The organism is Clostridium sp. CM036, from assembly GCF_055081135.1.
This window is the reverse complement of sequence record NZ_CM143652.1, coordinates 2,842,125-2,865,576: the sequence shown is the minus strand read 5'-3', so window position 1 is coordinate 2,865,576 and position 23,452 is coordinate 2,842,125. Positions and strand designations below refer to the sequence as shown.

The following is a 23,452-nucleotide window of genomic DNA, read 5'->3' as shown; positions in this document are numbered from 1 at the left end:
AATGTAACAATACATTTAGGAGGCATACATGTTTTCCTTCAAAAATAAGTTAGGTCCCAACTTAAGGTGCGCTTTACTTAGTAACCTATATGAAAACTATAGGGTAATAATACATTGCAAATCCCTTGAGACTAAGACCGTTAATAAAATTAAATCTTTAAAATGTGATATTCTGCGCCATATCCCCTCAATAAATTGTATTTGTGCTATTTTAACTTCCAGTGCTATATATAGATTACTAGAATATCCCCAAGTAGCATATATAACTTTTGATTCTTATGCACATTTATGTGGTAATAGTATACTCGCGTCTAATGGCGTATCCTTTCAAAATGACTATAGCCTTACTGGAAAGGGCATTGGCGTTGGAATAATTGATAGCGGTGTGTATCCCCATCCTGACTTATTAAATCCTTGTAATAAAATCAGAAAGTTTGTAGACGTTGTTAATAATTTAAACTATCCTTATGATGATAATGGTCACGGCACCTTTATGAGCGGATTAATTTGTGGTAGTGGTTATGGATCTAAGGGTATGTATAAAGGTGTCGCCAAAAATAGCCATATATACATGATTAAAGCCTTTAATAAACTAGGAAAGGGTTTTGTATCTGATATTTTGTTTTCATTAGAAACCCTATTGAGCGAAGATAATGACTTTAACCTTAAAATCATTTGCCTTCCTTTTGAAACTTTTGAAACTAATGAATTTGTCCTTTCTTTATTCTCAAAGCTTTTCGACCTTGCAATCTCAAAGGGCATAGTAGTAATCGTTCCTAGTGGTAGCAATAAAAATGTTAAAAGTTCTGTGCGGGGCATAGCTACTCTTAAAAATTGTATAACGGTAGGTGGGTATGATAGCATAGGAAGCCCAAAAATATATGAATATTCTTCCTGTGGTCCTTTCCAAAAGCTTGATAAGCCAAATTTGATAGCTGCCTGTGTTAATATTTGCTCTTTGATTTCTGATGCACAATTTATCTCTGAAAAAAATGGTGTGAAGCTTTATCCTACTCGCATCACTAATCTGTATACGACCTACACTGGAACTTCATGCTCTGCGGCTTTTATAAGTGGATTATGTGCACTGCTGTATGAGAACAATATAAATTTATGTTATAAGGATACATTGGCTTTATTAAAGACATCTTCAAGCCTAATAAATTCCCCAAAATATATGCAAGGTTCTGGAATTGTAAACTTAGAAAAATTATTACCTTAAAACATCACCTGCGGAGCTGAAACATTAACGACTTCAGAAGGAGATTTATACTCCCACTGAAGTTTTCTATTTGTTAGGGTATGTAACTCCCGCTTATAAAAGTGGGAGATCTTCCTTCTGAAATGTTTAATGTAATTATATTTTAAAGCCTAATTCCTAATATATATGGCATGTTAGCACAATAACTATACATTCGCTGTATAATTATTGTTTAATAAAAACACATTTGGTGTATAATATAGATATCGTTTAATATTTATAATTAAGTAAAAACAATTATCAACGTCAAACAATAATATTATACTATTGTAAATTTACATTTCCAAGGTCATAATCATTGTTTTAGACCAGAGGAATATGAGGAGGATTATTATGATAAGCGAAAGATTGTTCAATGAACTAAACAAGCAAATGAACTTTGAATTTTATTCTGCACACCTTTATTTAGCTATGTCAGCTTATTGCGCAGCAGAAGATTTTGATGGTTTTTCTAATTTCTTTAAAGTACAAGCTGAAGAAGAAAAATTCCATGCTATGAAATTTTATAATTATATAAATGAAATGAACGGACGCTTAACTTTAGAAGGAATGAGTGAACCTCAAAACGATTATGAAACACTTCTTGATGTTTTTAACATAGCATATGCTCATGAAAAAGTTGTAACTAGTAATATTTATAATCTTACTGACATTGCTACTGAAGAAAAAGAACATGCTACTATAAGCTTACTTAAGTGGTTTATTGATGAGCAAGTTGAGGAAGAATCTAATTTTAATGGCCTTATAAAAAGGCTTGCGAGAATCAACGCTGATCCTACAAGTATTTATATGCTGGATAACGAACTCGCAACTAGGGTTTTTGTACCACCTGTTACTAAATAAAATAGATAAATTCATAAAAGTAACATATATGTTTTAAATAGATTTTTAAAGGCACATATCAATATTGATATGCGCCTTTATTAGTTCCATTATACAATACTATAAATTTTTTTATTTAATGACTTTTTATAAGTGCAAGTTAACTACAATAGCTCTCTCCTAACTAAATCAAGTAACTCCATAGTTGCACTCTCACGTATTTTCTGCCTGTTACCAGATAATTTAAGCATCTTAGTTTTAACTTCACCATTAATATATAACCCAACATATACAAGTCCCACTGGTTTTTCTGCACTTCCACCATCTGGGCCCGCAATTCCCGTAGTTGAAAGGCCAATACTAGTGCCTGCAGTTTTTGCTATACCTTGCGCCATTTCTGCTGCTACTTCACTACTTACTGCACCATACTTATCTAATGTTTCTCTCGCAACTCCTAATCTATTAATTTTAGCCTCATTGCTATATGTAATTGCCCCCTCTATAAACGCAGAAGATATCCCTGGGTAATTTATAAGCTTTGCAGCTACCATTCCTCCTGTGCAAGATTCTGCTGTGGATATAGTTAACTTCTTATTTATAAGCATTTCTCCAAGTACATTTTCTAAGGTTGTATTCCCTTCGCCATAAATGTTATTTCCTAGTCTTCTACGTATTTCATCTTCCATAGGCGCAATCAGTCTTGTGCCTTCTTCCTGTGTATTAGCCTTCGCTGTAATTCTAAATGTCATTTCCCCTGCTTTAGCATAAGGTGCCACAGTTGGATTAGTTTGATTATTCAATATATCTTCTATCATTTCTTCCGCACTGCTCTCTCCCACTCCAATAACTCTGAGCACCTTTGAAACTAATACACCTTGGGCAAACTTTTTAAGATAAGGAATAACAGCCTCCTCAAACATAGGTTTCATTTCCCAAGGTGGACCAGGTAAAAGCGCAATTATCTTTCCATTTTTTTCTATTATACATCCTGGCGCTGTGCCATTATTATTAGGAATCACTACCGCATCTACTGGAAAATACGCTTGTTTCTTATTGCTTTTCGTCATTGGTCTGTTCATATCTTTAAAATAATCCTCAATAATTTTTAAAGAAGCTTCATGAACAACGCTACGCTTGCCAAAATATTCAAAAGCTACTTCCTTGGTTAAATCATCCTTTGTAGGTCCAAGTCCCCCACTAGTTATAACTAAATCAGCTCTACTAAATGCTAATCTATATGATTCTAAAAGTCTTTCTGGATTATCTCCAACTACGCACTGATGATAAACTGATATACCTAAATCTGCAAGTCTCTTAGCAATATATTGTGCATTTGTATTAACAATATCGCCGAGTAATATTTCCGTACCTACTGATAATATTTCTGCTTTCATAATAACTTCCTCCCTTAGATGCCACTTACGTAGCAAGTGGTATTTACATATTTACATTAAAGAGTAATTTCGCTTAAATTTTACTCTTTATAATTCTTTCATTGGTTCTATGAATAATTTCTTCTGGATATCCCATAAATTCAAGTACTTTTATTGCATTTCTGGTAGAAGATACCCCTTTTCTTATTTTATAATCAAACTCTAATCCATGCTCCCCTACACTCTCAGTAAAATAATAGCATTCATATAAGTCTCCTACCATTTTAGTTATTTCAAGATCATGTGTAGCTACTGCAACCAAAGAATTGTGAATAGACAAATAAGCTAAAATTTCAGCAGAAGCATTAACCCTCTCAATAGGGTTAGTTCCCCTAAAAATTTCATCAATAAGACATAGGTTTGTTACTTCCTCATTGCAAACATTAATTATTCTAAATATTGCCTCTGCCTCACTTAAATAATAACTTTTCCCACCAGTTATATTATCACTTACAGTCATCGAAGATACTATATTGAAATATCCACCTTCATAGCTTGTAGCAAGGCAGGTAAAAATAGTTTGTGCAAATAGTGCATTTAAGCCCACAGCCCTTAAAAAAGTAGATTTACCTGACATGTTTGAACCCGTTATAATAACACCCTTTTCTATAGTTAAAGAATTACCTACAGCAGCTTCTATTAATGGATGTTTTATATTCTCACCTTTTATCTCTTTAAGTCCTTTTGTTAATTTAGGCTCCGTATATTCTAAAAGCCCATCCCTATAGGACGCTACAGATATTAATGCATCAATTTCTCCTAAAATTAAATAAATTCCTCTTATTTCTCCAATATATGCTTTAACCTCATCTATTATTCTATAAAAGCCTCTAGCTTCTTTTAAAAAAAACATATTAAAGTATTCAAAAATAACATCTGCACCTTCTATTCTTCCTATTCCAATGGAGGTAGCTTTTTTCATTATCACCTTGCAACCCTTTGCTTTTTCTTTAAGCTTTAAGGTATATTCCTTTATCTCTTCATCCTCTACTCTTCCCATAACTTCAGCTAACGTAATTATCTTTCCTAAATATCCCATAGCTTCAATTTCTGCCCCAACCTGTTTTTTAATCTTAACATTAATAAACCCATTAGCTAAAAACATTATAAATAAAAAATAAAAGGCTTTAGATATTCCAATAAAAGCTATTGAAACTAAAGAACCATAAGCTAGTAATGTTAAAAGATATAGCAATGGCTTCATTGAAGTTTTATATAAGATCTCATTCCATAAAAACGATGTTACAGTATTATTACGCTGTCTTCCCAGCTTTAATAAACTAACTTGTATTTTTTCTCTTGTTTCCTTATTTTTTTGAAAAAAACTAATAGTCTTATTTCTATTAATTAGTTTTTCTTCTTTTAAAATTGGATTTCTTAAAATATGGTATAAGTACTGTTCCCCTGGAGATGACAATGTTCTGTCTACCTTTTCAAAAACCTGGTTCATATTTAAATCTAAGTAAGTTTGATCATCAACATATATTTCCTGCGGGTTTTTATACTTTAATACATCAAATAATAATTTAATATCTTCAAATTTCCTCTCTCGCTTATTTTCCACACCATAGTTTTCTCTAACCTGTTTTAATTTCTTATAAAATATTGCTTTGCTTCTTGCTACTAGACCTAGCATCACTAAAACTAAAGAGATAATAATTCCCCACAAATATATCTCTTTTGCATTTTTCCCTAAAATAATTGTTATGTAAGTTATGATTGCAGCCATAACCATGCTTGTTATAAATAAGTTGCTAAATTTTTTATCCTTGTCCACTTACCTTATCCCCCTTAAAAATCACTAACTCCTTTTTATAAATAATCTAATACCCTCTTTTTAAATCTACTACATTTACTAGTTCTTCCCCTTGTACATATTTTTTCATATTCTTATATATAAGGTTAAATCTTCGCTGGTTTCTCATCTCTGAAATCCAGGAATTATGAGAAGTTAATATAACATTATTTAGATTCCATAATGGATTATCCACTTTTAAAGGTTCTTCTTCATATACGTCTATTGCGGCTCCTGCTAGTTTACCATTTTTCAAATTTTTAATTAAAGAAGCTTCATCCACAATACTCCCTCTAGCTACATTTATGAAAAAAACTCCATTTTTCATTGCAATAAATCTATCTTCATTAATTAAATGATGGGTAGCTTTGGTATATGGCACTGTACACACAATCACATCACATAACTTAATCATTTGGTCTAATTTACTCATAGCATAGCATGTATTAAAATATTCAACATCTCTACCATCTGTATTTACACCTATTAAGTTTACGCCGAACCCTTGAAGTCGTTTAGCTGCCTCCGCAGCTATTGTGCCTGTCCCTATAAATCCTATAGTTTTACCATATATCTCCCGAATACTTGTATCCGTTTTCCATTTTTTATTAGCTTGATTTTCATATAGCCCCTTACTATTCTTAAAGAGCTCTAGAATTTTTAATACAATCCATTCCCCCATTGGTATACTATAGCCACCTTTATTATTCGTAATTATAATAGAAGTGTTTTTAACATACTCTGTTGGCAATTGGTCAATACCTATGCTAGATAATTGAATCCATTTTAGCTTTTTCATTTTCTCTATGGCGAGTGTTTTAAATGGATCATAACAAATTAAAACCTCTATGTCCTCAAGCTTTTCACTATAAATTAAATCTTGCTCTTTAGCTACCTTTATATCATACCCAAAATCTTCTATACCTTTCATTTTTTCTTCGCCATAATTATATGTAAAGAGTGCTTTAATAGCCATGCAAATCCTCCTTCGAAAAAAAGGTGCCATAAGGCACCTTATTTAAATACATTTACCAAATTAGTAAATATTTCTTTATTATCTTTAAGTTTAGTTTCATTTCCCAGTACACAAAAGTAGTTTTCCTTTATAACATCATTTAATAGTGCTTTAAAAGACTTAATGTCCGCAGGATTTGTACTTAATACTTCTTCTCTCTCCTTTTGTCTTTGCTCCTCAGTAATACCTCTTATATAATATGCTGTCGCCCGCTCACCTTTCATAGAAGGTGTTAATGGTGAGTCAAGCTCACTGATTGTTCCAATAATGTATTTTGTCATTTCTCTTTCTGAGGCTTCAAAGCTTCCTATATAATCGCATATTCCATCGTAAGCTTTTAAAGTCTCTTGGACATTAGGATCACGATAAGATACAAAGACTATATTCCCACTTCTAGCTATATTTGCAAAACCACCATAGGCGCCACCTTGCACACGCACTCTATTCCATAGGTAATCGAGACTTGCTATAGTTTTAAGTACTAGCATTTTACCTGAATATGAATATCCCTTCTTAATGAAGTTATATCCTTTAGCTACATACTGAACATCTGATGAGGTTAATAATCCTTCATTATTTTTATTTAGATCAAAATTATACAATGCATCTGGCAATTTTTCTTCTCCTAAGACGCTTATAATCTTAGGTAGCTCTGTAGTAAATGCAGTATATATGTCTTCTTCTCCTGTAACACTTATTATAAGATTATTTTTGTTAAATATAAGCTTTGATACCTTGTTTAAGTTTTCAATGATCTCTTCTGCTTTGTTATCAAAATCTCTTTCAATCTCATCAATAAATTTATAAAAAGCTATTCCTGTAGTTTTTTCTATATAAGCTGAAGCTGGCGAGAAGTAAGATGTAAGTCTTCCAGCTGATACCATATGTCCTCTATCAAGAATCTTCATTTCATGCCTTGATTTTAATTGTTGAATTAGCTCCTTCAAACGTTTCTTTTCATCAAATTTAGTATTGCTAATTATATCTGCCATAATATCAAATAATTTAGGAAGCTTTTCAGTTAAAGCTTTAGTCTTTACTACTAACTTGGGGCTATATTTTTCAAAATTTCCACTTTCGCCAAATACCTCTGTGGTAAAATGAATTCCGCCTGTATGAATATTAACCTCATTAGATAAATCAGAATAACTAGTATTCTGCGTACTTACCCTTCCTAAAATAGTTGATAATAATGTTACATAAGGTAGTAACTTTATATCTACTTTTTTAGAATCAAATAATACATTTATATAGGCAATTTTATTAGTGAATATATTATGAGATAATACTTTTACTCCTTGCTCATCCTTTTCTTTTAAAGGTAAATGTTCTACTTGTTTCTCAATATCCGTTAGTTCAAGTAAAGGAATAGTTTCTAGCACTTCCACAGCATCTGGCGTCATTTGTCTTTCTTTAAGAGCTTTCCCCTGCTTAACTATTTCCTCTATTTGTTTTTCTGAAAGACTTTCCTTATACTTAGCTAGTTTTTCTTCTACTGCCTTGGACTTTTGTTCTGCTAGGCCCTTTTTACCATTCAATATAACCATAGAACTATGGGTATTATTTATTAGGTACTTTTCTATAAGTTTTTCAAAATAATTAGTAGTTAATGCAGCTTTTATTTTGATCAAATAACTTTCATACTCTAAATGCATAGTTGGATCTTTATCATAAAGCCAGCTGTCCATACTAGTTATATAGTAATATAATCCCTTTGGAAAACCACCTAAGTCAGCTTCCCTTAATTTAAATTCAGTACTATTTATACAAGCTTCTATTAATTTTTTATCTATTCCTTCTTTAACTAAATCCTTTAAAGTTGTAAATACAACTTCCTTAAATCTTTCTTTTTCACTTTCATTAGAGTTTTTTACTACTATACTAAACACCGGTTGTAATATGCTATTATCAAAACCTCCAAATACATCTTTACCTATCTCGGCGTCTATAAGTGCTTTCTTCAAAGGTGCTGCAGCGCTTTCTAGTAATAAATACTCTAAAATTTCAAAGGCTAAATGCATTTCTGGATGGCTAATATTATCACCTGATACAAAGTTCATACTTAAGAATGTTTTGCCATTCTCATCGTCATCACATGAAATAGGATAATCCATCTTAACTTCTTCCATTTTGCTAAATGGTTTCTGTAAGCTAATAGATGACTCTACTGTAATTTTATCAAAATTATTTAAATACTCTTCACTAATAAATTGTAACTGTTTATCAATATCTCCATCTCCATATAGGAATATATAACTATTTGATGGATGATAATATTTTTTATGAAACTCTATGAATTCTTTCTGCGATAATTCTGGTATACATTCTGGATCTCCACCAGATTCTACGCCATATGATGTGTCCGGAAATAAGGACTCTTGAACCTTGCGCATGAGGCACCCTTCTGGAGATGAAAATGCACCTTTCATTTCATTATAAACTACACCTTTATAAGTTAGTTTATCTTCCTTGTTTTCTAATTCATAATGCCAGCCCTCTTGCATTAATATTTCAGGTTGTGAGTATATATTCGGATAGAAAACTGCATCTAAATACACATCCATAAGATTAAAAAAATCTTTATCATTTTTACTAGCTAGAGGATATATCGTTTTGTCAGAAAAAGTCATAGCATTTAAAAATGTATTTAAAGATCCCTTTATTAATTCAACAAAAGGCTCCTTTGTTGGAAACTTTCTAGAGCCACAAAGCACTGAATGTTCCAGTATATGTGGAAGCCCATTACTACTTTTCGGTGGTGTTCTAAATCCTATAGAAAACACCTTGTTATCATCATCATTTTCTAAATGCAACAGTCTAGCCCCACTTTTAATGTGTTCAAACAACCTTGTAACAGAATTTAGCTCTCCTATATTTTTCTCTTCAATTAACTTAAATCCGTGATATATACCGCCAATCGTAAACTTCATTTCTGTCCTCCTCGTACTTTTTTTAAAAGTTTAAATACTTATTAAGTGTTTCATATCCTAAAACCTTGCCCCATGTAAATTACACCTGTCAATATCAATATTTACCTATTATATTCATTATACAACATTTTATTCCGCGCTACCATCAACATAAATTATAGATTTATCTTTCCTCATTTTTATTTTGTCTATACTACACCTAAACAACAAAATCATATAATGCTATTTTATCTTCGCTTTCTCCATTTATGTTCATAAGCTTAATTAATCCTATTTATAAAATTTAACGACATTTACAATACCATTGGTACATAAATAAAAATAGAATAGTCACTTATAAAACATTATATATAAAAATACCTCCATTTCTGGGGGTATTTTTACATATAATGTAGTCTTATGTTAGTATCTCATATCCTGTTTTAGTAACAAGTATTGTATGTTCCCACTGAGATGACAATGAACCATCTACTGTAACCGCTGTCCAATCATCTTCAAGTACATCTGTTTCAGGACTACCCATATTAATCATAGGCTCAATAGTAAAAATCATATTAGGTAGTAATATTGACCCCTCTCCTTTTTTGCCTATATGAGGTACAAATGGTTCTTCATGAAACTCCAATCCAACGCCATGACCACCATAATCGTATACTACCGAATATCCAAAACCTTCTGCATGCTCTTGAATAGCACACCCTATATCTCCAAGGGTATTGAAGGGTTTTACCTGCTCTATACCCCTTTCTAAACACTCTTTCGATACACGCACCAAATCTAACGCTTCCTTAGACATTTCTCCAATTGTATACATTCTACTAGCATCACCATAATATCCATCTAATATGCAAGACACATCTACATTAATTATATCACCATCTTTTAGAACTGTATCATCGGGTATACCATGACATATTACATCATTTATAGATGTACATACACTCTTAGGAAAGTCCCCATAGCCGAGTGGTGCTGGATATGCATTATGCTGCACAGTATATTCATGTACCCAAGTATTAATTTCATTTGTGGTTACTCCAACTTTTATTCTCTCCCCAACAATATCGAGTATATCATGAGTTAACTTGCAACTTTTCCTTATACCCTCTATTTGTTCCTCTGTTTTCATTATATCTCTAGGTATTTTATAACCTACTTTTTCCTCTATATTCCCTATAAATATATCCTGATCCATGTGACATTTTTTATATTTCTTACCACTGCCACACCAACAAATATCATTTCGCGATAGTTTATTCATTATATTTCCTCCCAATTGAAATTATTCAAACCGTCAATTACAACCACAGTTTAGTTGTAAGTATATTCTATATTGATGATTTCATCTTTAATTATAGTTCATAATCCCAAGTATTCAACCGTTTCGCAAAAACTTTTTGTGATTGTGTCAATGTATTCATTGAAAATTCAAAATACATAGTGGTATTAATGCGCATTTATGTTAACCCTATTTCAGATGTTGATAGTTTAAAATACTCATATTTATTAACTCCTGCTTTGGCCACTAGATTATTATTAGCTATTTCTGAAGCTTCTTCTATATTTTTAGCCTTAAACATTATAGTTCCACCATTTCTATTATACCTTCCTCCACAAATTAAATACTTAGAAGAATGATTATCCTTATTTATATTAGTAGTATACGTTATTGCTAAACTCTCATTACCCTCTTGCGAATAATTAATCTTAACCAATAAACCCTCTGTTTCCATTTGCTTTCCCTCCAGTTAAATCATCTCCTGCCGAGCTGAAATGTCGTTAAACTATCTGCTAAAGTGGTGCTTTAGGGATGCAAATTGCTCAAACCCTTAATAAATGTATATGTTTTTCATGTAATTTTATTACAAATATTTTCCGGGGTAATTCTTTGTTGCACAATAAAAAAGGTACAGGATTAGAGCATATTTTATACCCTAATCCTGTACCTAGTCACCAAACAGTTTCATTCTATTGAGATTCATATGTAATTGCCTCTATTTTTTGAAAATCTTATTTTTCACCCATTTTAATTGCCTTTTCTGTACAACTCTCCATAGCTGAAATTACTGATCCTCTAAAATTATTCTTTTCTAAGGTGTATACGGCCGCTATAGTAGTTCCACCTGGTGAGCATACATCGTCTTTAAGTTTTCCTGGGTGTTCTCCTGTTTCAAGTACCATTTTAGCTGCCCCTAGCACTGCTTGCGCTGCCATTTTATAAGCCTTTTCTCTTGGCATTCCTTGAAGTACCGCCCCATCACCTAAAGCTTCAATAAACATATAAACATAAGCAGGAGATGAGCCACTTACCGCCGGAACTACATCAATAAGCTTTTCCTCTAATATCTCTATCTTACCAAAACTTTCAAAAATATTTACTACGTCTTGCAATTCTTCTTTAGTTATATTTTTATTAGAACAAAGTGCACTCATACCCGCGCCAACAAACGCTGGAGTATTTGGCATAGTTCTTATAACCTTTGCAGCGCCTCCGAGTGTATTACTCATATATTCTAAAGTTACCCCTGCAGCTATAGTTACTATAACTACCGTCGGCTTTAAATATGGTTTTATTTCATCGATAACCTCAGAGTATTTATAGGGTTTTACAGCTAAAATTAATATATCAGAAAATTCAGCAACTTCCTTGTTGTCATTAGTTACTAGAATATTATATTGTTCTTTTACCTTATTTAAACTCTTATCTGATGGATTACTTGCTATCACTTGTTGGCTAGAAACTAAATTTGATTTTACTATTCCACTTATCATAGCCTTTGCCATATTACCACAGCCTATAAATCCTATCTTTTTATTCATATAATTATTTCCTCCTATATAATTTTTTTTAATAATACTAATTATATCACATACATTTCATGAACTTGGTTATACTAATATTGAAATATTTATTATAAAGGAGCAAAGCAATTAATAGTTATTTGTGCTCTAAGTAATATAAGGAGGATCTTGAAATGTCACATAAAAACAATAAAAATAGTAAAGATAATAAAAAGGCTAATCCAAAAACGAAAAAAGAATTAGATAAAATGAGAATGGAAACTGCCAACGAAATAGGTGTTTCTAAAGAATCTAAGAAATTAGGAAATGAAACAGAATAGTTCTTCTCTATATTAGTAAAAGAAAGATATCTTACCCTGTCTTTCTTTTACTTCATAAATTAATTTTTAATTTATGATATTATATAAATTGCAATTCCATTTATCATAATACGCCTTAACCATTATCTTTCATCACCCATAAAATATAATCCTAATATTTCTGGTCCTGTATGGGACCCTATTGCTGTACCCACATAATTTAAAATAACATCTTTAACATTTCCATTTTCTCTAACCAAAGCCTCTAAAGCTAATGCATCTTCAATACAATCTCCATGACTTATAGCAATAACTTGCTCTTTATTTGGGTCTGTTCTTTCCTTAAATTTTTCAACTAAGGTATTTATTGCCTTTTTTCTACCTCTACACTTAGAAAAAGGAGTAAGTCTTCCTTCATTATCCACAAACAAAACTGGTTTTATATTTAACAAGGTGCCAACAGCTGCAGCGGAACTTGAAATTCTTCCACCTCTTTTTAAATGGTTTAAATCATTAACTGTAAACCAGTGGTTAATCTTAAGTTTATTTTCCTCAAGCCAGGTAACTATCTCTCCTTTTGAATTTCCTTTCTTTAACATTTCATAAGCATAATGCACTAACAGTCCTTGTCCAAGGCTTGCGCATTTACTATCAACTATACTTATATCCGCCTCTGGGAACTCTTCAAGTATAGTCTCTATTGCTATATTTGCACTGTTTATAGTTCCTGTTAATGCAGAAGACAAAGCAATATATATTATAGATTTTTCTTCCTTCACATACTTTCTAAAAACCTCTACATATCTTTGACTATTTATTTGTGATGTAGTAGGCATCTCTCCCTGCCTTAAAGCATCATAAAAGTCCTTACGAATAATATTTTTCCCAAAATCATCCTCTATTGCTTGACCTTTAAAATTACATATTATTCCTATCGGTACTATGTTTTCTTGTTTAATATAATCTAAAGATAGATCGCATCCTGAATCTATCACTAAAATCGTCCCACTGTGTGTTCTACTCATAACTTAATTCCCCTTTGCCATTATCTTAAATATTATTCTCACCTTCTATTATGTATGATTTATATAAACACTTCAATACAAAAAAAAAGAAAAGTATATATACTTTTCTTAACATCACTAAAATTAAAATTATTCCACTACCTTACCAATCTTTCTAAATTTATAATATCTCTTAGTAAGTAAAGATTCTATAGGTTCCCGCATTAATCTAACAATTGACTCCTCTAAATTACGTTTAATACTTGCCGCCATCTCATCTAAATTAGTGTGCGCCCCACCTAAAGGCTCTTTTATAATTCTATCTATTATTCCAAAATCAATTAAATCCTGAGCTGTTATTTTCATTGCAGTAGCCGCTTCTTTAGCAAGACTTGCATCTTTATATAATATGCTAGCAAAACCTTCCGGTGACAAAATAGAATAAATTGCATGTTCTAGCATCCAAACCTCATCTGCTACCGCCATAGCTAAAGCTCCACCACTTCCGCCTTCTCCTATAACTATTGAAATTACTGGTGTTTTTAATGTTGCCATTTCCATAAGATTTCTAGCAATTGCCTCACCTTGACCTCTTTCTTCTGCACCTAGTCCACAATATGCTCCCGGAGTATCTACAAGACAAATAATAGGCCTTTTAAATTTTTCTGCCTGTTTCATAAGTCTTAAAACTTTTCTATACCCCTCTGGATTTGGCATACCAAAGTTTCTCTTTATGTTTTCCTTGGTGTTATTTCCCTTTTGCTGGGCTATAACAGTTATAGGAATACCATTAAACTCTGCTATTCCACCTACAATAGCAGAATCATCTCCATAATACCTATCACCATGTAGCTCCATAAAGGAATCAAAAATCAGATTTATATAATCAAGAGCAGTAGGACGTTCCACAAGCCTCGCAATACTTACTTTATCCCAGGCAGTTAAGTTTTTATAGGCTTCCTTTTTCATATTGTAGAGCTTAATTTCCATCTGTCTTATTTCTTTTTCTAAATCCATATTTTGATCTATTGCTAAATTCTTTAGTTCATCTATTTTACTTTTAAGTTCATACATGTGCTTTTCAAAAGGTAAAGTTACCATAAAATTCCACTCCCTACCGTTACTTTTGTCTTTCTCTTAATGCTATGAATGAATTTTCAATATTTGCGTTAAAGTATCCTTCATAGCTTTTCTATCCACTACTTTATCTATAAAACCCTTTTGGAGCAGAAATTCAGCCCTTTGAAAACCATCAGGTAATTGTTGCTTTAATGTTTGTTCAATAACTCTTTTACCTGCAAACCCTATTAATGCATTAGGTTCAGAGATTATTATATCTCCCAGCATAGCAAAACTTGCTGTAACTCCACCTGTAGTTGGGTCTGTAAGAACAGTTATATAAAGACAACCTTTTTCATTATGCCTTGCAATAGCAGCACTAGTTTTGGCCATTTGCATTAGCGAAAATATGCCTTCCTGCATCCTAGCTCCCCCTGAGGCAGTGAATATAATAATTGGTTTTTTAGCTTCTGTTGCTCTTTCAATGACCCTTGTAATTTTCTCTCCGACAACGCAGCCCATGCTTCCCATCATAAAATTGCTATCCATTACTGCAATTAACGTATCCTGTCCATTTATCTTTCCTTCTCCAGTTATTACAGCTTCTTTTAATAAGGTTTTATCATGCAAACTTTGGAGTTTATCTTTATATCCCTCAAAATCTATAGGGTCATCTGAGATCATATCTTTATCGTATTCTATAAAAGTCCCTTCATCTATAGTATAATTTATTCTTTCTCTAGACCCAATTCTGAAATGGGTTCTACAATTATCACATGTCATTATGCTACTCTCTAAATCCTTATTATAAAGGATTTTGCCACATGTTTCGCATTTAACCCACATTCCTGTAGGGATATTAGGTTTTTTCTCACCATATTCATCTTCTAAACTTTTAACCTCAATATATTTACTTTTTTTAAATATACGTTTAAACTCAAACATATAGCTACCCCTTTCTAAAAACATACCTACACTATAATTTATAGCATACCAAATAGATACCACTCTCATAGTATAAAACTTTTATGCAATAAATTCCAGTATGTGTTTAGCTACTTGTTAAATTCTTTACTAATAAAACTAGTATCAAATTTTCCTTTTATAAAATTACTATTATTTATTATTTTAAATTGAAAATCTATATTAGTATCCACACCCTCTATTATAAACTCCCCTAATACTCTTCTCATTTTACGTATTGCTTCATCTCTATCTTTTCCGTGGACAATGAGTTTTCCTATCATGGAGTCATATGTGGGTGGAATCTTGTATCCTTGATATGCCGCACTATCAATCCTTACTCCATATCCTCCTGGAATATGTAGTGATTTTATAACGCCAGGACAAGGCATAAAATTTTTAGAAGGATTTTCTGCATTTATTCTACATTCAATAGCATGGCCCTCAATTTTTATATCCTCCTGTTTATAAGGAAGTATTTGGCCTGCAGCAATTCTTATCTGCGCTTTAACTAAATCTACTCTAGTGATCATTTCTGTTATTGGATGCTCTACCTGTATACGTGTATTCATCTCCATAAAGTAATATTTTTCATGTTTATCTAATAAAAACTCTATAGTTCCAGCATTTTTATAATTAATAGACTTAGCCGCTTTAACTGCAACCTCACCCATCTGTTTTCTAAGTTCTCCTGTCATTCGGACTCCTGGTGCCTCTTCTATTACCTTCTGATTACGCCTTTGAATAGAACAGTCTCTCTCACCAAGATGAACAACATTTCCATGCTCATCTGCAAGTATTTGAAACTCTATATGTCTTGGCTCTTCTATGAATTTTTCCATATACATTGTATCATCACCGAAAGCAGTTTTCGCCTCAGCTTTTGCAGTGTTGTACGCAGGTATAAGATCTTCTATTTTACTAACGACTCTAATTCCTCGTCCCCCGCCTCCTGCTGAGGCCTTTATCATTACAGGATATCCTATTTTTTCAGCTTCCGTTAAAGCATCTGCTTCAGAGTCAATCGCTCCGCCCGAACCAGGGACTACTGGTATCCCAGCATTTATCATAATTTCTCTTGCCTTTAATTTATTTCCCATATTATCAATGTTTTGTGAATTTGGGCCTATATATTTTATATTACACTCCTCACACATCTGTGCAAACTTACTATTTTCTGATAAGAACCCATACCCCGGATGAATTGCCTCTGCGCCCGTAAGCACCGTGGCACTCAAAATATTTTGCATATTTAAATAACTATCCTTAGATTTACTAGGTCCAATACATACAGCCTCATCTGCCATTTGAGTATGAAGAGCATCTTTATCTACCTCAGAATATACTGCAACAGTTTGAATACCCATTTCATTACACGCCCTGATTATTCTTACCGCAATCTCGCCTCTATTTGCAATCAATATCTTCTTAAACATATTATTACCTTCCCCACACTAAAAATTATTAACAAAAGTGTTTTTAATGTTTATTTCCCTACCGCAAATGTAATTTCAGCTTGTGCCACTTTAACTCCATTTACTGTAGCTATGCCTAGACCTATCCCAACAGGTCCCTTCATTTTGATTATTTCTACCTCTAGCTTTAACACATCTCCCGGAACAACTTTCTTTCTAAATTTAGCTTTATTAATACCACCAAAGTAAGCTATTTTACCTTTATAGCTCTCCATACTTAAAAGTGCCACTGCCCCAACCTGCGCTAAAGCCTCAATAATTATTACTCCCGGAAGTATAGGTTCTTCTGGAAAATGCCCCTGAAAGAAATACTCATTCATAGTAACATTCTTATACCCAACAGCTCTTTTGCCTGGTTCTAGTTCCTCTACTTTATCCACAAATAAAAATGGATATCTATGAGGAATAATTTCTTGTATTTGTTTTATATCTAAAGTAGTACCTTTTATATCTTCCATATTAATGATTCCACCTTTCATGCAATTACACCAGTCACCATATGACAGTTTTAAGCTGTCTTTTCGCCACTAGTTTTCAATTATTTTGAACAATGGCTGTCCGTACTCTACCATATCTTCATTTGAAACCAATACTTCTACAACTTCTCCATCTACTTCGCTTTCAATTTCATTCATAAGCTTCATAGCTTCTAAAATACAAAGTGTGTCTCCAACTTTAACCTTAGTCCCAACCTTTACAAAATTCTTTGATTCAGCACTTGGAGAAGAATACATAGTTCCAACAATAGGTGATTTAACTACAAATAGGTTTTCCTTGGGTATTGCCTTTTCTGCATTTTCTGTAGTTATAGCTATATCCTTTTCTAGTTTTTCTAAATACACTTCTTTAGAAGCTACATCTTCCCTAGTAAGGATTTCCTTAGCAACTCGCTCTAAAGGTGCAGCATTTAAAGGTGTTTTTTCTATTACCACCTGTTGTTCTTTTTTCTCCATCATTATTCTGATACCTTCTGTCTCAATTTCAAAAGAAGTAAGAATCGATTCACTAACGGTTTTTATTAACTCTTGAATATTTTTATAATCCATAATTATCTACCGTCCCATTTTTTTAATATAATAGTAGCATTATGACCACCAAAGCCTAATGAATTTGACAATGCATATTTAAGTTGCTGTTTTCTTCCTACGTTTGGAACGTAATCTAAATCACAATCTTCATCTGGCACTTTATATCCTATAGTCGCTGGCACAAAACCTTCTTCTAATGCTTTTGCACATACTATAGCTTCTATAGCCCCTGATGCTCCTAAGAGATGACCTGTCATGGACTTTGTTGAACTTACAGGTATTTTATATGCATATTCGCCAAAAGCAGATTTTATAGCTATAGTTTCAAACTTATCATTATATGGAGTACTTGTTCCATGTGCATTAATGTAAGATATTTCTTCTGCCTTAACATCTGCGTCTTTAAGCGCTATTATCATTGATCTTGCTGCTCCTTCTCCATCTGGAGATGGTGAAGTTATATGGTAGGCATCACAAGTTGATCCATAACCCTTAACCTCTGAATATATTTTTGCATTTCTTTTTTCTGCATGCTCTAAAGATTCAAGTATAACTATACCTGCACCATCGCCCATAATAAAACCATCCCTCTCTTTATCAAAAGGAATCGATGCTCTTAAAGGATCTTCACTTTTGCTTAAAGCTGTTAGTTGTGCAAACCCTGCTAAAGCTAGCGGGCTTATTGAAGCCTCTGCACCTCCAGCTATTATTATGTCCGCTCTTCCATCTTGAATCATGTGAAAAGCATCTCCTATTGCATTAGTTCCTGTAGCACAAGCCGTAACAACGCTCGAGCACATACCTTTAGCACCATATTTTATTGCAATATTCCCGGCCGCCATATTACCTATTATCATAGGTATTAAGTAAGGGGTAATTCTGCTTGCTCCCTTTTCCATAAGCTTTGCATGCTCGTTCTCAATAGTACCAATTCCGCCTATTCCTGAACCAACTATTACTGCTAATCTTTCACTATCTATAGTTTTTAAATCTAATCCTGAAATTTTAATTGCTTCATCTGCTGCAACCATTGCATACTGACAATATTTATCCATTTTTCTAGCTTCTCTTTTGTCGAGTGCAACCGTTACGTCAAAATCCTTAACCTCTGCAGCAAGCTTACATTTAAATTTAGAAATATCGAAAGCCTTAATTACATCTATGCCACAAGTACCTTTTTTTATATTATCCCAAAAACTATTTACATCATTTCCTATAGGAGTAACTGCTCCCATGCCTGTTATAACAACTCTATTTTTCATAAAGTAAACCCTCCTTTAATCATCAACTAAGTTACATTACCATTCCACCATCTACATTTATAACTTGACCTGTTATGTATGAAGCTTCCTCTGAGGCTAGAAATGCTACTACATTTGCCACATCTTCTGGCGTTCCAAGTCTCCTTAGCGGAATAGTGCTCATTATAGTATCCTTTACCTTCTCGGTCAAACCACGTGTCATATCTGTTTGAACATATCCTGGGGCTACTGCATTACAAGTAACTCCGCGGCCCCCAAATTCTCTAGCCACAGCCTTAGTCATACCTATTATACCTGCCTTTGCGGAGGAATAATTCACTTGGCCTGCATTTCCTGTAAGCCCAGACACTGAAGATATATTTATTACTCTTCCACTTCTCTGTTTAAGCATTATGGCTGATACATGTTTTGTGCAATTAAAAGCACCCTTCAGGTTAATATCTATAACACTGTCAAAATCAGCTTCCTTCATTCTCATTAAAAGACCATCTTTTGTTATGCCAGCATTATTAACTAGAATATCTAAGCTTCCGAACTCTTCAACACTTTTTTTCATCATATTTTCCACATCACTATAACTGCTAATATCACATTGAATTGCTAACACCTTAACTCCTAAATCTTCTATTTCTTTAACTACTTCGCGCACTGCGTCTTCACTATTTCTATAGTTAACAACTACATTTGCTCCAAGCTTTGCTAGCTTTACGGCTATTGCTCTTCCAATACCCCGACTAGCTCCTGTAACTACTGCTGTTTTCCCTTTTAACATAAATTCATGCTCCTTTACATCTTTCATAGGATTCCACTTTTTAATCAATTCTATTGTTTAAGCAATTCTATCGCTTACTTAAAGATGCAACAGCTTTGTCCAAAGATGCCATATCTTCTACATTAACTACTGTAAGTTTTCTATCTATTTTCTTGATAAATCCACACAGGACCTTACCTGGACCTATTTCTACGAAAGTATCGACACCGTCTTTTATCATATTTCTTATAATTGTTTCCCATAAAACGGAACTCATAACTTGAAGTTTTAAATTACCTTTAATATCATCCTTGCCTTTTACATAATCACCATTTACATTTGTCATTACTGGAATAGTAATGTCTTTAAGGTTTATATTTTCAAGTTCAATTTCTAACTTCTCCGCTGCTGGTTTTAACATAGAAGTATGAAATGGTGCGCTTACAGGTAAATTAATAGCCCGTTTTGCGCCTTTTTTCACAGCTCTTTCGCAGGCAAGTTCTACCGCCGCTATTTCCCCGGCAATTACTATTTGTCCTGGGCAGTTTAAATTAGCGATTTCTACTATCCCAGAGGTTCTAGCCTCACTACAAGCTTCTTCAACTAAGTTAACTGCAAGGCCTAAAATAGCTGCCATAGTTCCTATCCCTACAGGCACTGCTTCCTGCATAAATCGTCCACGCTTTTTAACAATCTTTACCGCATCTTTGAAATCCATAGCTCCACTACAAACCAGTGCTGAGTACTCTCCAAGACTAAGTCCTGCAGTTACATCACATTTTATGCCATGTTCTTTTAATGCCATAAGGGCTGCTATACTAGTAGTTAAAATAGCTGGTTGAGTATTCTCTGTGATATCTAGCTCATCTTCTGTGCCCTCAAAACAAAGTTTGCTTAGCTCAAATTTAAGCTCCTTATCTGCTATATTAAATATATTTTTGCAAACCTCTATATTTTCAAATAATTCCTTACCCATACCAATATATTGGGCTCCCTGTCCAGGAAAAATAAAAGCAATTTTACTCATATTTCCCTCCTTAAATAATAATATTCTTTTTTATCTAAATTTTATAATACCTTCTTCTGCCTCTGCAAACATTTCTTCTATAATTTCTCTGCAGCTTTGTTCTTTCTTTACAAGACCTGCGATTTGACCTGCCACAACAGATCCCATCTCAATATCGCCTTCTTTTACTGCCCTTTGTAGACATCCTCGTCCGAGGGCCTCTAGCTCCTCTACTGGAGCATTTTCCTTTTCAAGCTTTTGAAATTGTCTTGATAACCTATTTTTTAAAGCCCTAACAGGGTGCCCTGTAGGTCTTCCTGTAACTACAGAGTCTATATCCTTTGCAGCCAATACCTTCTTTTTGTACTTTTCATGTATTGTGCATTCATCCGCCACTAAAAATCTTGTTCCTACTTGAACTCCCTGGGCTCCAAGCATAAATGCTGCCGCAATACCACGCCCATCACCTACACCCCCTGCTGCAATCACCGGAATACTAACTCCATCGACAACTTGTGGAACCAGAGCCATAGTTGTAAGTTCACCGATATGTCCTCCAGATTCACAACCTTCTGCGATAACTGCATCTGCGCCTGCCCTCTCCATGCGTTTAGCCAGTGCCACTGATGGTACCACTGGTATCACCTTAATTCCATGTGACTTCCAAAGTTCCATATACTTACCTGGATTGCCTGCACCCGTAGTAACAACTTTAATACCTTCTTCACATACAAGCTGTGCAATTTCTTCTGCATTATCACTTAAAAGCATTATATTAACGCCAAATGGTTTATCTGTTAACTTCTTTGCTTTTCTAATTTCATTTCTTATATAATCAACTGGTGCATTAGCCGCTGCTATAATACCTAAGCCCCCTGCATTAGATACTGCAGATGCTAAGCTACTGTCTGCAACCCAAGCCATACCACCTTGTATTATCGGATATTTCACACCTAAATCTTCAAAAAATACGGAATTAAACATTTTATCCCTCCTTTGTTCCTTAAAAGTATATAGTTAAATCATCTCCCGCGGAGTTGCAATATAACAACCCAAGAAGGAGATTTATACTCCCACTGAAGTTTCTTCTTCGTTATAGTATGGAACTCCCACTTATAAAAGTGGGAGATTTCCCTTTTGAAATGCCGTTAAAGTCAGATAATTATAGAAAAAAAGCATATATTACGTGGACTACATTTCATGTAATATATACTCTTTTATCATACTGAAATAAACTAAATTTTAATATGATTAGTATCTCAGTTCTCTAATCACCTAACCCATTAATTCCAATTATTTTAACTTTTCTTCTATATAGTTAACAATTCCCTTTACATCTTTAATGTTTTCTATATCTTCATTCGGTATTTCAATTTCAAAGGCCTCTTCGAGTGACATTACAATTTCAAATATTTCAAGAGAATCTATTCCTAAATCATCTGTGAAATTCGCCTCCATTTTAACCTCTGCTTCGTCTATCCCTAATTGTTCAACTATTACATTTTTAACTTTTTCAAATACCATTACTAATTCCTCCTAATATTTTATTTATTGATTGTCCATTCTATTAATGAAGCTCCGTAGGTTAATCCACCGCCAAAGCCTACAAGTATAATCTTATCTCCAGCTTTTAATAAATTCTTCTTATTCATCTCATCTATTGCTATAGCTATGCTTGCCGCTGAAGTGTTCCCATAACGATCTAAGTTCACAAAGAATTTATCTTTATCAGCCTTCAATTTTCTAACTACAAAATCTATTATTCTGTAGTTTGCTTGATGGCAAACTACATATTTAACATCCTCTAAGGTATAATTATTTTGATTTAAGATTTCGTTTATACTGCTTGCAATAGTTTTTACTGCAAATTTAAAAATCTCTTTGCCATCCATACTTATTTTCGCATTAAAATTTTCATTTCCTTCTATAAAAGTGTTTTTTACATCTACAGTAGGACAAGTTAAAACTCCACCTTTTTCACCCTCTGAAGCTGAATTTATAGAAATAATTCCTTTTTTACTGCCTGCCTCAAGAACTGCTGCTCCTGCTCCATCACCAAAGAGTATACAAGTTTTTCTATCTGTCCAATCAACAATCTTTGATAGAACCTCTGCACCTATTATTAAGGCTCGTTTACGCTCTCCTGTTTTAAGAAATTGCATTGCTATATCAAGGGCAAATATAAACCCCGTACATGCTGCTGATATGTCAAAGGCCATAGCATTAACTGCTCCAATATTCCCTTGAACTATGCATGCAGTGGCCGGTACAAATTGATCAGGCGATGTACTTGCAAGAATTATCAAATCTATATCTTCCGCTTTAACTTGTGCATCCTTTAATGCCTCAAAGGCTGCTTTTGTTGCTAAGTCTGAAGTGTTTTCACCTTGTGATATATGTCTCTCTTTGATACCCGTCATAGAAACTATCCATTCATCAGAAGTGTCTACAATCTCTGCCAATTGATGATTAGTCATTATGTTTAGAGGAGCATAACTTCCTGTACCAATTATTTGTACTTCATTCATTCCTTAATCGATCCTTTCA

At 33.4% G+C, this 23,452-nt stretch carries 22 protein-coding genes; 3 read left to right on the top strand and 19 right to left on the bottom strand.

What is annotated here, in order from left to right:
* Positions 1-28: 28 nt before the first annotated feature.
* Entirely contained in the window at positions 29-1,222 is a 1,194-nt protein-coding gene (locus ACWJKE_RS13450) for a S8 family serine peptidase (RefSeq protein ID WP_216302114.1), read from the top strand.
* Between the two features lie 372 nt (positions 1,223-1,594).
* Positions 1,595-2,104 (top strand): ferritin, encoded by a 510-nt coding sequence (locus ACWJKE_RS13445; protein WP_165411766.1) that lies wholly within the window; start codon positions 1,595-1,597, stop codon positions 2,102-2,104.
* 143 nt (positions 2,105-2,247) lie between these two features.
* Here the strand turns inward: ACWJKE_RS13445 and ACWJKE_RS13440 are convergent, their stop codons facing one another.
* From ACWJKE_RS13440 to proC, 7 genes are all read right to left on the bottom strand, one after another.
* The gene (locus ACWJKE_RS13440) at positions 2,248-3,477 is read right to left on the bottom strand and encodes a competence/damage-inducible protein A (protein ID WP_220286238.1); all 1,230 of its coding nucleotides are present in this window, start codon (positions 3,475-3,477) and stop codon (positions 2,248-2,250) included.
* Positions 3,478-3,550: 73 nt separating this feature from the next.
* Complete coding sequence (locus ACWJKE_RS13435) at positions 3,551-5,293, bottom strand: MutS-related protein (protein ID WP_462952640.1); 1,743 nt, start codon at positions 5,291-5,293, stop codon at positions 3,551-3,553.
* 46 nt (positions 5,294-5,339) lie between these two features.
* Entirely contained in the window at positions 5,340-6,287 is a 948-nt protein-coding gene (locus ACWJKE_RS13430) for a phosphoglycerate dehydrogenase (RefSeq protein ID WP_462958879.1), read from the bottom strand.
* A 38-nt stretch (positions 6,288-6,325) separates the two neighbouring features.
* Complete coding sequence (locus tag ACWJKE_RS13425; protein WP_220286235.1) at positions 6,326-9,256, bottom strand: insulinase family protein; 2,931 nt, start codon at positions 9,254-9,256, stop codon at positions 6,326-6,328.
* Between the two features lie 397 nt (positions 9,257-9,653).
* Positions 9,654-10,517 carry a methionyl aminopeptidase gene (locus ACWJKE_RS13420; protein WP_220286234.1) on the bottom strand — a complete coding sequence of 288 codons (864 nt, stop codon included), beginning with the start codon at positions 10,515-10,517 and terminating at the stop codon, positions 9,654-9,656.
* Between the two features lie 196 nt (positions 10,518-10,713).
* Positions 10,714-10,989: a hypothetical protein gene (locus tag ACWJKE_RS13415; RefSeq protein ID WP_216302119.1), complete on the bottom strand. Its 276-nt coding sequence runs from the start codon at positions 10,987-10,989 to the stop codon at positions 10,714-10,716.
* Between the two features lie 277 nt (positions 10,990-11,266).
* Positions 11,267-12,076, bottom strand: coding sequence for a pyrroline-5-carboxylate reductase (proC, locus tag ACWJKE_RS13410; RefSeq protein ID WP_220286233.1), 810 nt, complete (start codon positions 12,074-12,076; stop codon positions 11,267-11,269).
* A gap of 155 nt (positions 12,077-12,231) precedes the next feature.
* On the opposite strand from proC, the gene ACWJKE_RS13405 reads away from it, so the two are divergent.
* Positions 12,232-12,378 carry a small, acid-soluble spore protein, alpha/beta type gene (locus tag ACWJKE_RS13405; protein WP_165411774.1) on the top strand — a complete coding sequence of 49 codons (147 nt, stop codon included), beginning with the start codon at positions 12,232-12,234 and terminating at the stop codon, positions 12,376-12,378.
* A 122-nt stretch (positions 12,379-12,500) separates the two neighbouring features.
* Here the strand turns inward: ACWJKE_RS13405 and ACWJKE_RS13400 are convergent, their stop codons facing one another.
* The 12 genes from ACWJKE_RS13400 to ACWJKE_RS13345 form a co-directional block, all read right to left on the bottom strand.
* Positions 12,501-13,382: a DegV family protein gene (locus ACWJKE_RS13400; RefSeq protein WP_220286232.1), complete on the bottom strand. Its 882-nt coding sequence runs from the start codon at positions 13,380-13,382 to the stop codon at positions 12,501-12,503.
* Between the two features lie 129 nt (positions 13,383-13,511).
* Entirely contained in the window at positions 13,512-14,462 is a 951-nt protein-coding gene (locus tag ACWJKE_RS13395; RefSeq protein ID WP_216302122.1) for an acetyl-CoA carboxylase carboxyltransferase subunit alpha, read from the bottom strand.
* A 42-nt stretch (positions 14,463-14,504) separates the two neighbouring features.
* Positions 14,505-15,365: an acetyl-CoA carboxylase, carboxyltransferase subunit beta gene (gene accD / locus ACWJKE_RS13390; RefSeq protein WP_165411777.1), complete on the bottom strand. Its 861-nt coding sequence runs from the start codon at positions 15,363-15,365 to the stop codon at positions 14,505-14,507.
* Between the two features lie 110 nt (positions 15,366-15,475).
* On the bottom strand, positions 15,476-16,819 hold the full coding sequence (locus tag ACWJKE_RS13385) for an acetyl-CoA carboxylase biotin carboxylase subunit (protein ID WP_216302123.1): 1,344 nt from the start codon (positions 16,817-16,819) through the stop codon (positions 15,476-15,478).
* 50 nt (positions 16,820-16,869) lie between these two features.
* Positions 16,870-17,316 (bottom strand): 3-hydroxyacyl-ACP dehydratase FabZ, encoded by a 447-nt coding sequence (gene fabZ, locus ACWJKE_RS13380; protein ID WP_165411779.1) that lies wholly within the window; start codon positions 17,314-17,316, stop codon positions 16,870-16,872.
* Between the two features lie 69 nt (positions 17,317-17,385).
* Positions 17,386-17,904: an acetyl-CoA carboxylase biotin carboxyl carrier protein gene (gene accB, locus ACWJKE_RS13375; protein WP_216302124.1), complete on the bottom strand. Its 519-nt coding sequence runs from the start codon at positions 17,902-17,904 to the stop codon at positions 17,386-17,388.
* A 2-nt stretch (positions 17,905-17,906) separates the two neighbouring features.
* Complete coding sequence (gene fabF / locus ACWJKE_RS13370; RefSeq protein WP_216302125.1) at positions 17,907-19,148, bottom strand: beta-ketoacyl-ACP synthase II; 1,242 nt, start codon at positions 19,146-19,148, stop codon at positions 17,907-17,909.
* A gap of 31 nt (positions 19,149-19,179) precedes the next feature.
* Positions 19,180-19,920 (bottom strand): 3-oxoacyl-[acyl-carrier-protein] reductase, encoded by a 741-nt coding sequence (gene fabG / locus ACWJKE_RS13365; protein WP_165411858.1) that lies wholly within the window; start codon positions 19,918-19,920, stop codon positions 19,180-19,182.
* A 67-nt stretch (positions 19,921-19,987) separates the two neighbouring features.
* Positions 19,988-20,926: an ACP S-malonyltransferase gene (gene fabD, locus ACWJKE_RS13360; RefSeq protein WP_216302126.1), complete on the bottom strand. Its 939-nt coding sequence runs from the start codon at positions 20,924-20,926 to the stop codon at positions 19,988-19,990.
* A 30-nt stretch (positions 20,927-20,956) separates the two neighbouring features.
* Positions 20,957-21,889 (bottom strand): enoyl-[acyl-carrier-protein] reductase FabK, encoded by a 933-nt coding sequence (fabK, locus tag ACWJKE_RS13355; RefSeq protein WP_216302127.1) that lies wholly within the window; start codon positions 21,887-21,889, stop codon positions 20,957-20,959.
* Between the two features lie 309 nt (positions 21,890-22,198).
* The gene (gene acpP, locus ACWJKE_RS13350) at positions 22,199-22,429 is read right to left on the bottom strand and encodes an acyl carrier protein (RefSeq protein ID WP_216302128.1); all 231 of its coding nucleotides are present in this window, start codon (positions 22,427-22,429) and stop codon (positions 22,199-22,201) included.
* 20 nt (positions 22,430-22,449) lie between these two features.
* On the bottom strand, positions 22,450-23,433 hold the full coding sequence (locus ACWJKE_RS13345; protein WP_216302129.1) for a beta-ketoacyl-ACP synthase III: 984 nt from the start codon (positions 23,431-23,433) through the stop codon (positions 22,450-22,452).
* Between the last annotated feature and the right edge of the window lie 19 nt (positions 23,434-23,452).

Bases quoted from the DNA above. Each gene is read 5' to 3' on its own strand.
- proC (WP_220286233.1), bottom strand. From the start codon at position 12,076: ATGAATAAAAAGATAGGATTTATAGGCTGTGGTAATATGGCAAAGGCT.
- fabK (WP_216302127.1), bottom strand. From the start codon at position 21,889: ATGTTTAATTCCGTATTTTTTGAAGATTTAGGTGTGAAATATCCGATA.
- ACWJKE_RS13395 (WP_216302122.1), bottom strand. From the start codon at position 14,462: ATGGTAACTTTACCTTTTGAAAAGCACATGTATGAACTTAAAAGTAAA.
- acpP (WP_216302128.1), bottom strand. From the start codon at position 22,429: ATGGTATTTGAAAAAGTTAAAAATGTAATAGTTGAACAATTAGGGATA.
- ACWJKE_RS13415 (WP_216302119.1), bottom strand. From the start codon at position 10,989: ATGGAAACAGAGGGTTTATTGGTTAAGATTAATTATTCGCAAGAGGGT.
- ACWJKE_RS13400 (WP_220286232.1), bottom strand. From the start codon at position 13,382: ATGAGTAGAACACACAGTGGGACGATTTTAGTGATAGATTCAGGATGC.
- ACWJKE_RS13345 (WP_216302129.1), bottom strand. From the start codon at position 23,433: ATGAATGAAGTACAAATAATTGGTACAGGAAGTTATGCTCCTCTAAAC.
- accB (WP_216302124.1), bottom strand. From the start codon at position 17,904: ATGGATTATAAAAATATTCAAGAGTTAATAAAAACCGTTAGTGAATCG.
- fabD (WP_216302126.1), bottom strand. From the start codon at position 20,926: ATGAGTAAAATTGCTTTTATTTTTCCTGGACAGGGAGCCCAATATATT.
- ACWJKE_RS13405 (WP_165411774.1), top strand. From the start codon at position 12,232: ATGTCACATAAAAACAATAAAAATAGTAAAGATAATAAAAAGGCTAAT.
- accD (WP_165411777.1), bottom strand. From the start codon at position 15,365: ATGTTTGAGTTTAAACGTATATTTAAAAAAAGTAAATATATTGAGGTT.
- ACWJKE_RS13445 (WP_165411766.1), top strand. From the start codon at position 1,595: ATGATAAGCGAAAGATTGTTCAATGAACTAAACAAGCAAATGAACTTT.
- ACWJKE_RS13440 (WP_220286238.1), bottom strand. From the start codon at position 3,477: ATGAAAGCAGAAATATTATCAGTAGGTACGGAAATATTACTCGGCGAT.
- ACWJKE_RS13385 (WP_216302123.1), bottom strand. From the start codon at position 16,819: ATGTTTAAGAAGATATTGATTGCAAATAGAGGCGAGATTGCGGTAAGA.
- fabF (WP_216302125.1), bottom strand. From the start codon at position 19,148: ATGAAAAATAGAGTTGTTATAACAGGCATGGGAGCAGTTACTCCTATA.
- ACWJKE_RS13430 (WP_462958879.1), bottom strand. From the start codon at position 6,287: ATGGCTATTAAAGCACTCTTTACATATAATTATGGCGAAGAAAAAATG.
- ACWJKE_RS13425 (WP_220286235.1), bottom strand. From the start codon at position 9,256: ATGAAGTTTACGATTGGCGGTATATATCACGGATTTAAGTTAATTGAA.
- fabZ (WP_165411779.1), bottom strand. From the start codon at position 17,316: ATGGAAGATATAAAAGGTACTACTTTAGATATAAAACAAATACAAGAA.
- ACWJKE_RS13420 (WP_220286234.1), bottom strand. From the start codon at position 10,517: ATGAATAAACTATCGCGAAATGATATTTGTTGGTGTGGCAGTGGTAAG.
- fabG (WP_165411858.1), bottom strand. From the start codon at position 19,920: ATGTTAAAAGGGAAAACAGCAGTAGTTACAGGAGCTAGTCGGGGTATT.
- ACWJKE_RS13450 (WP_216302114.1), top strand. From the start codon at position 29: ATGTTTTCCTTCAAAAATAAGTTAGGTCCCAACTTAAGGTGCGCTTTA.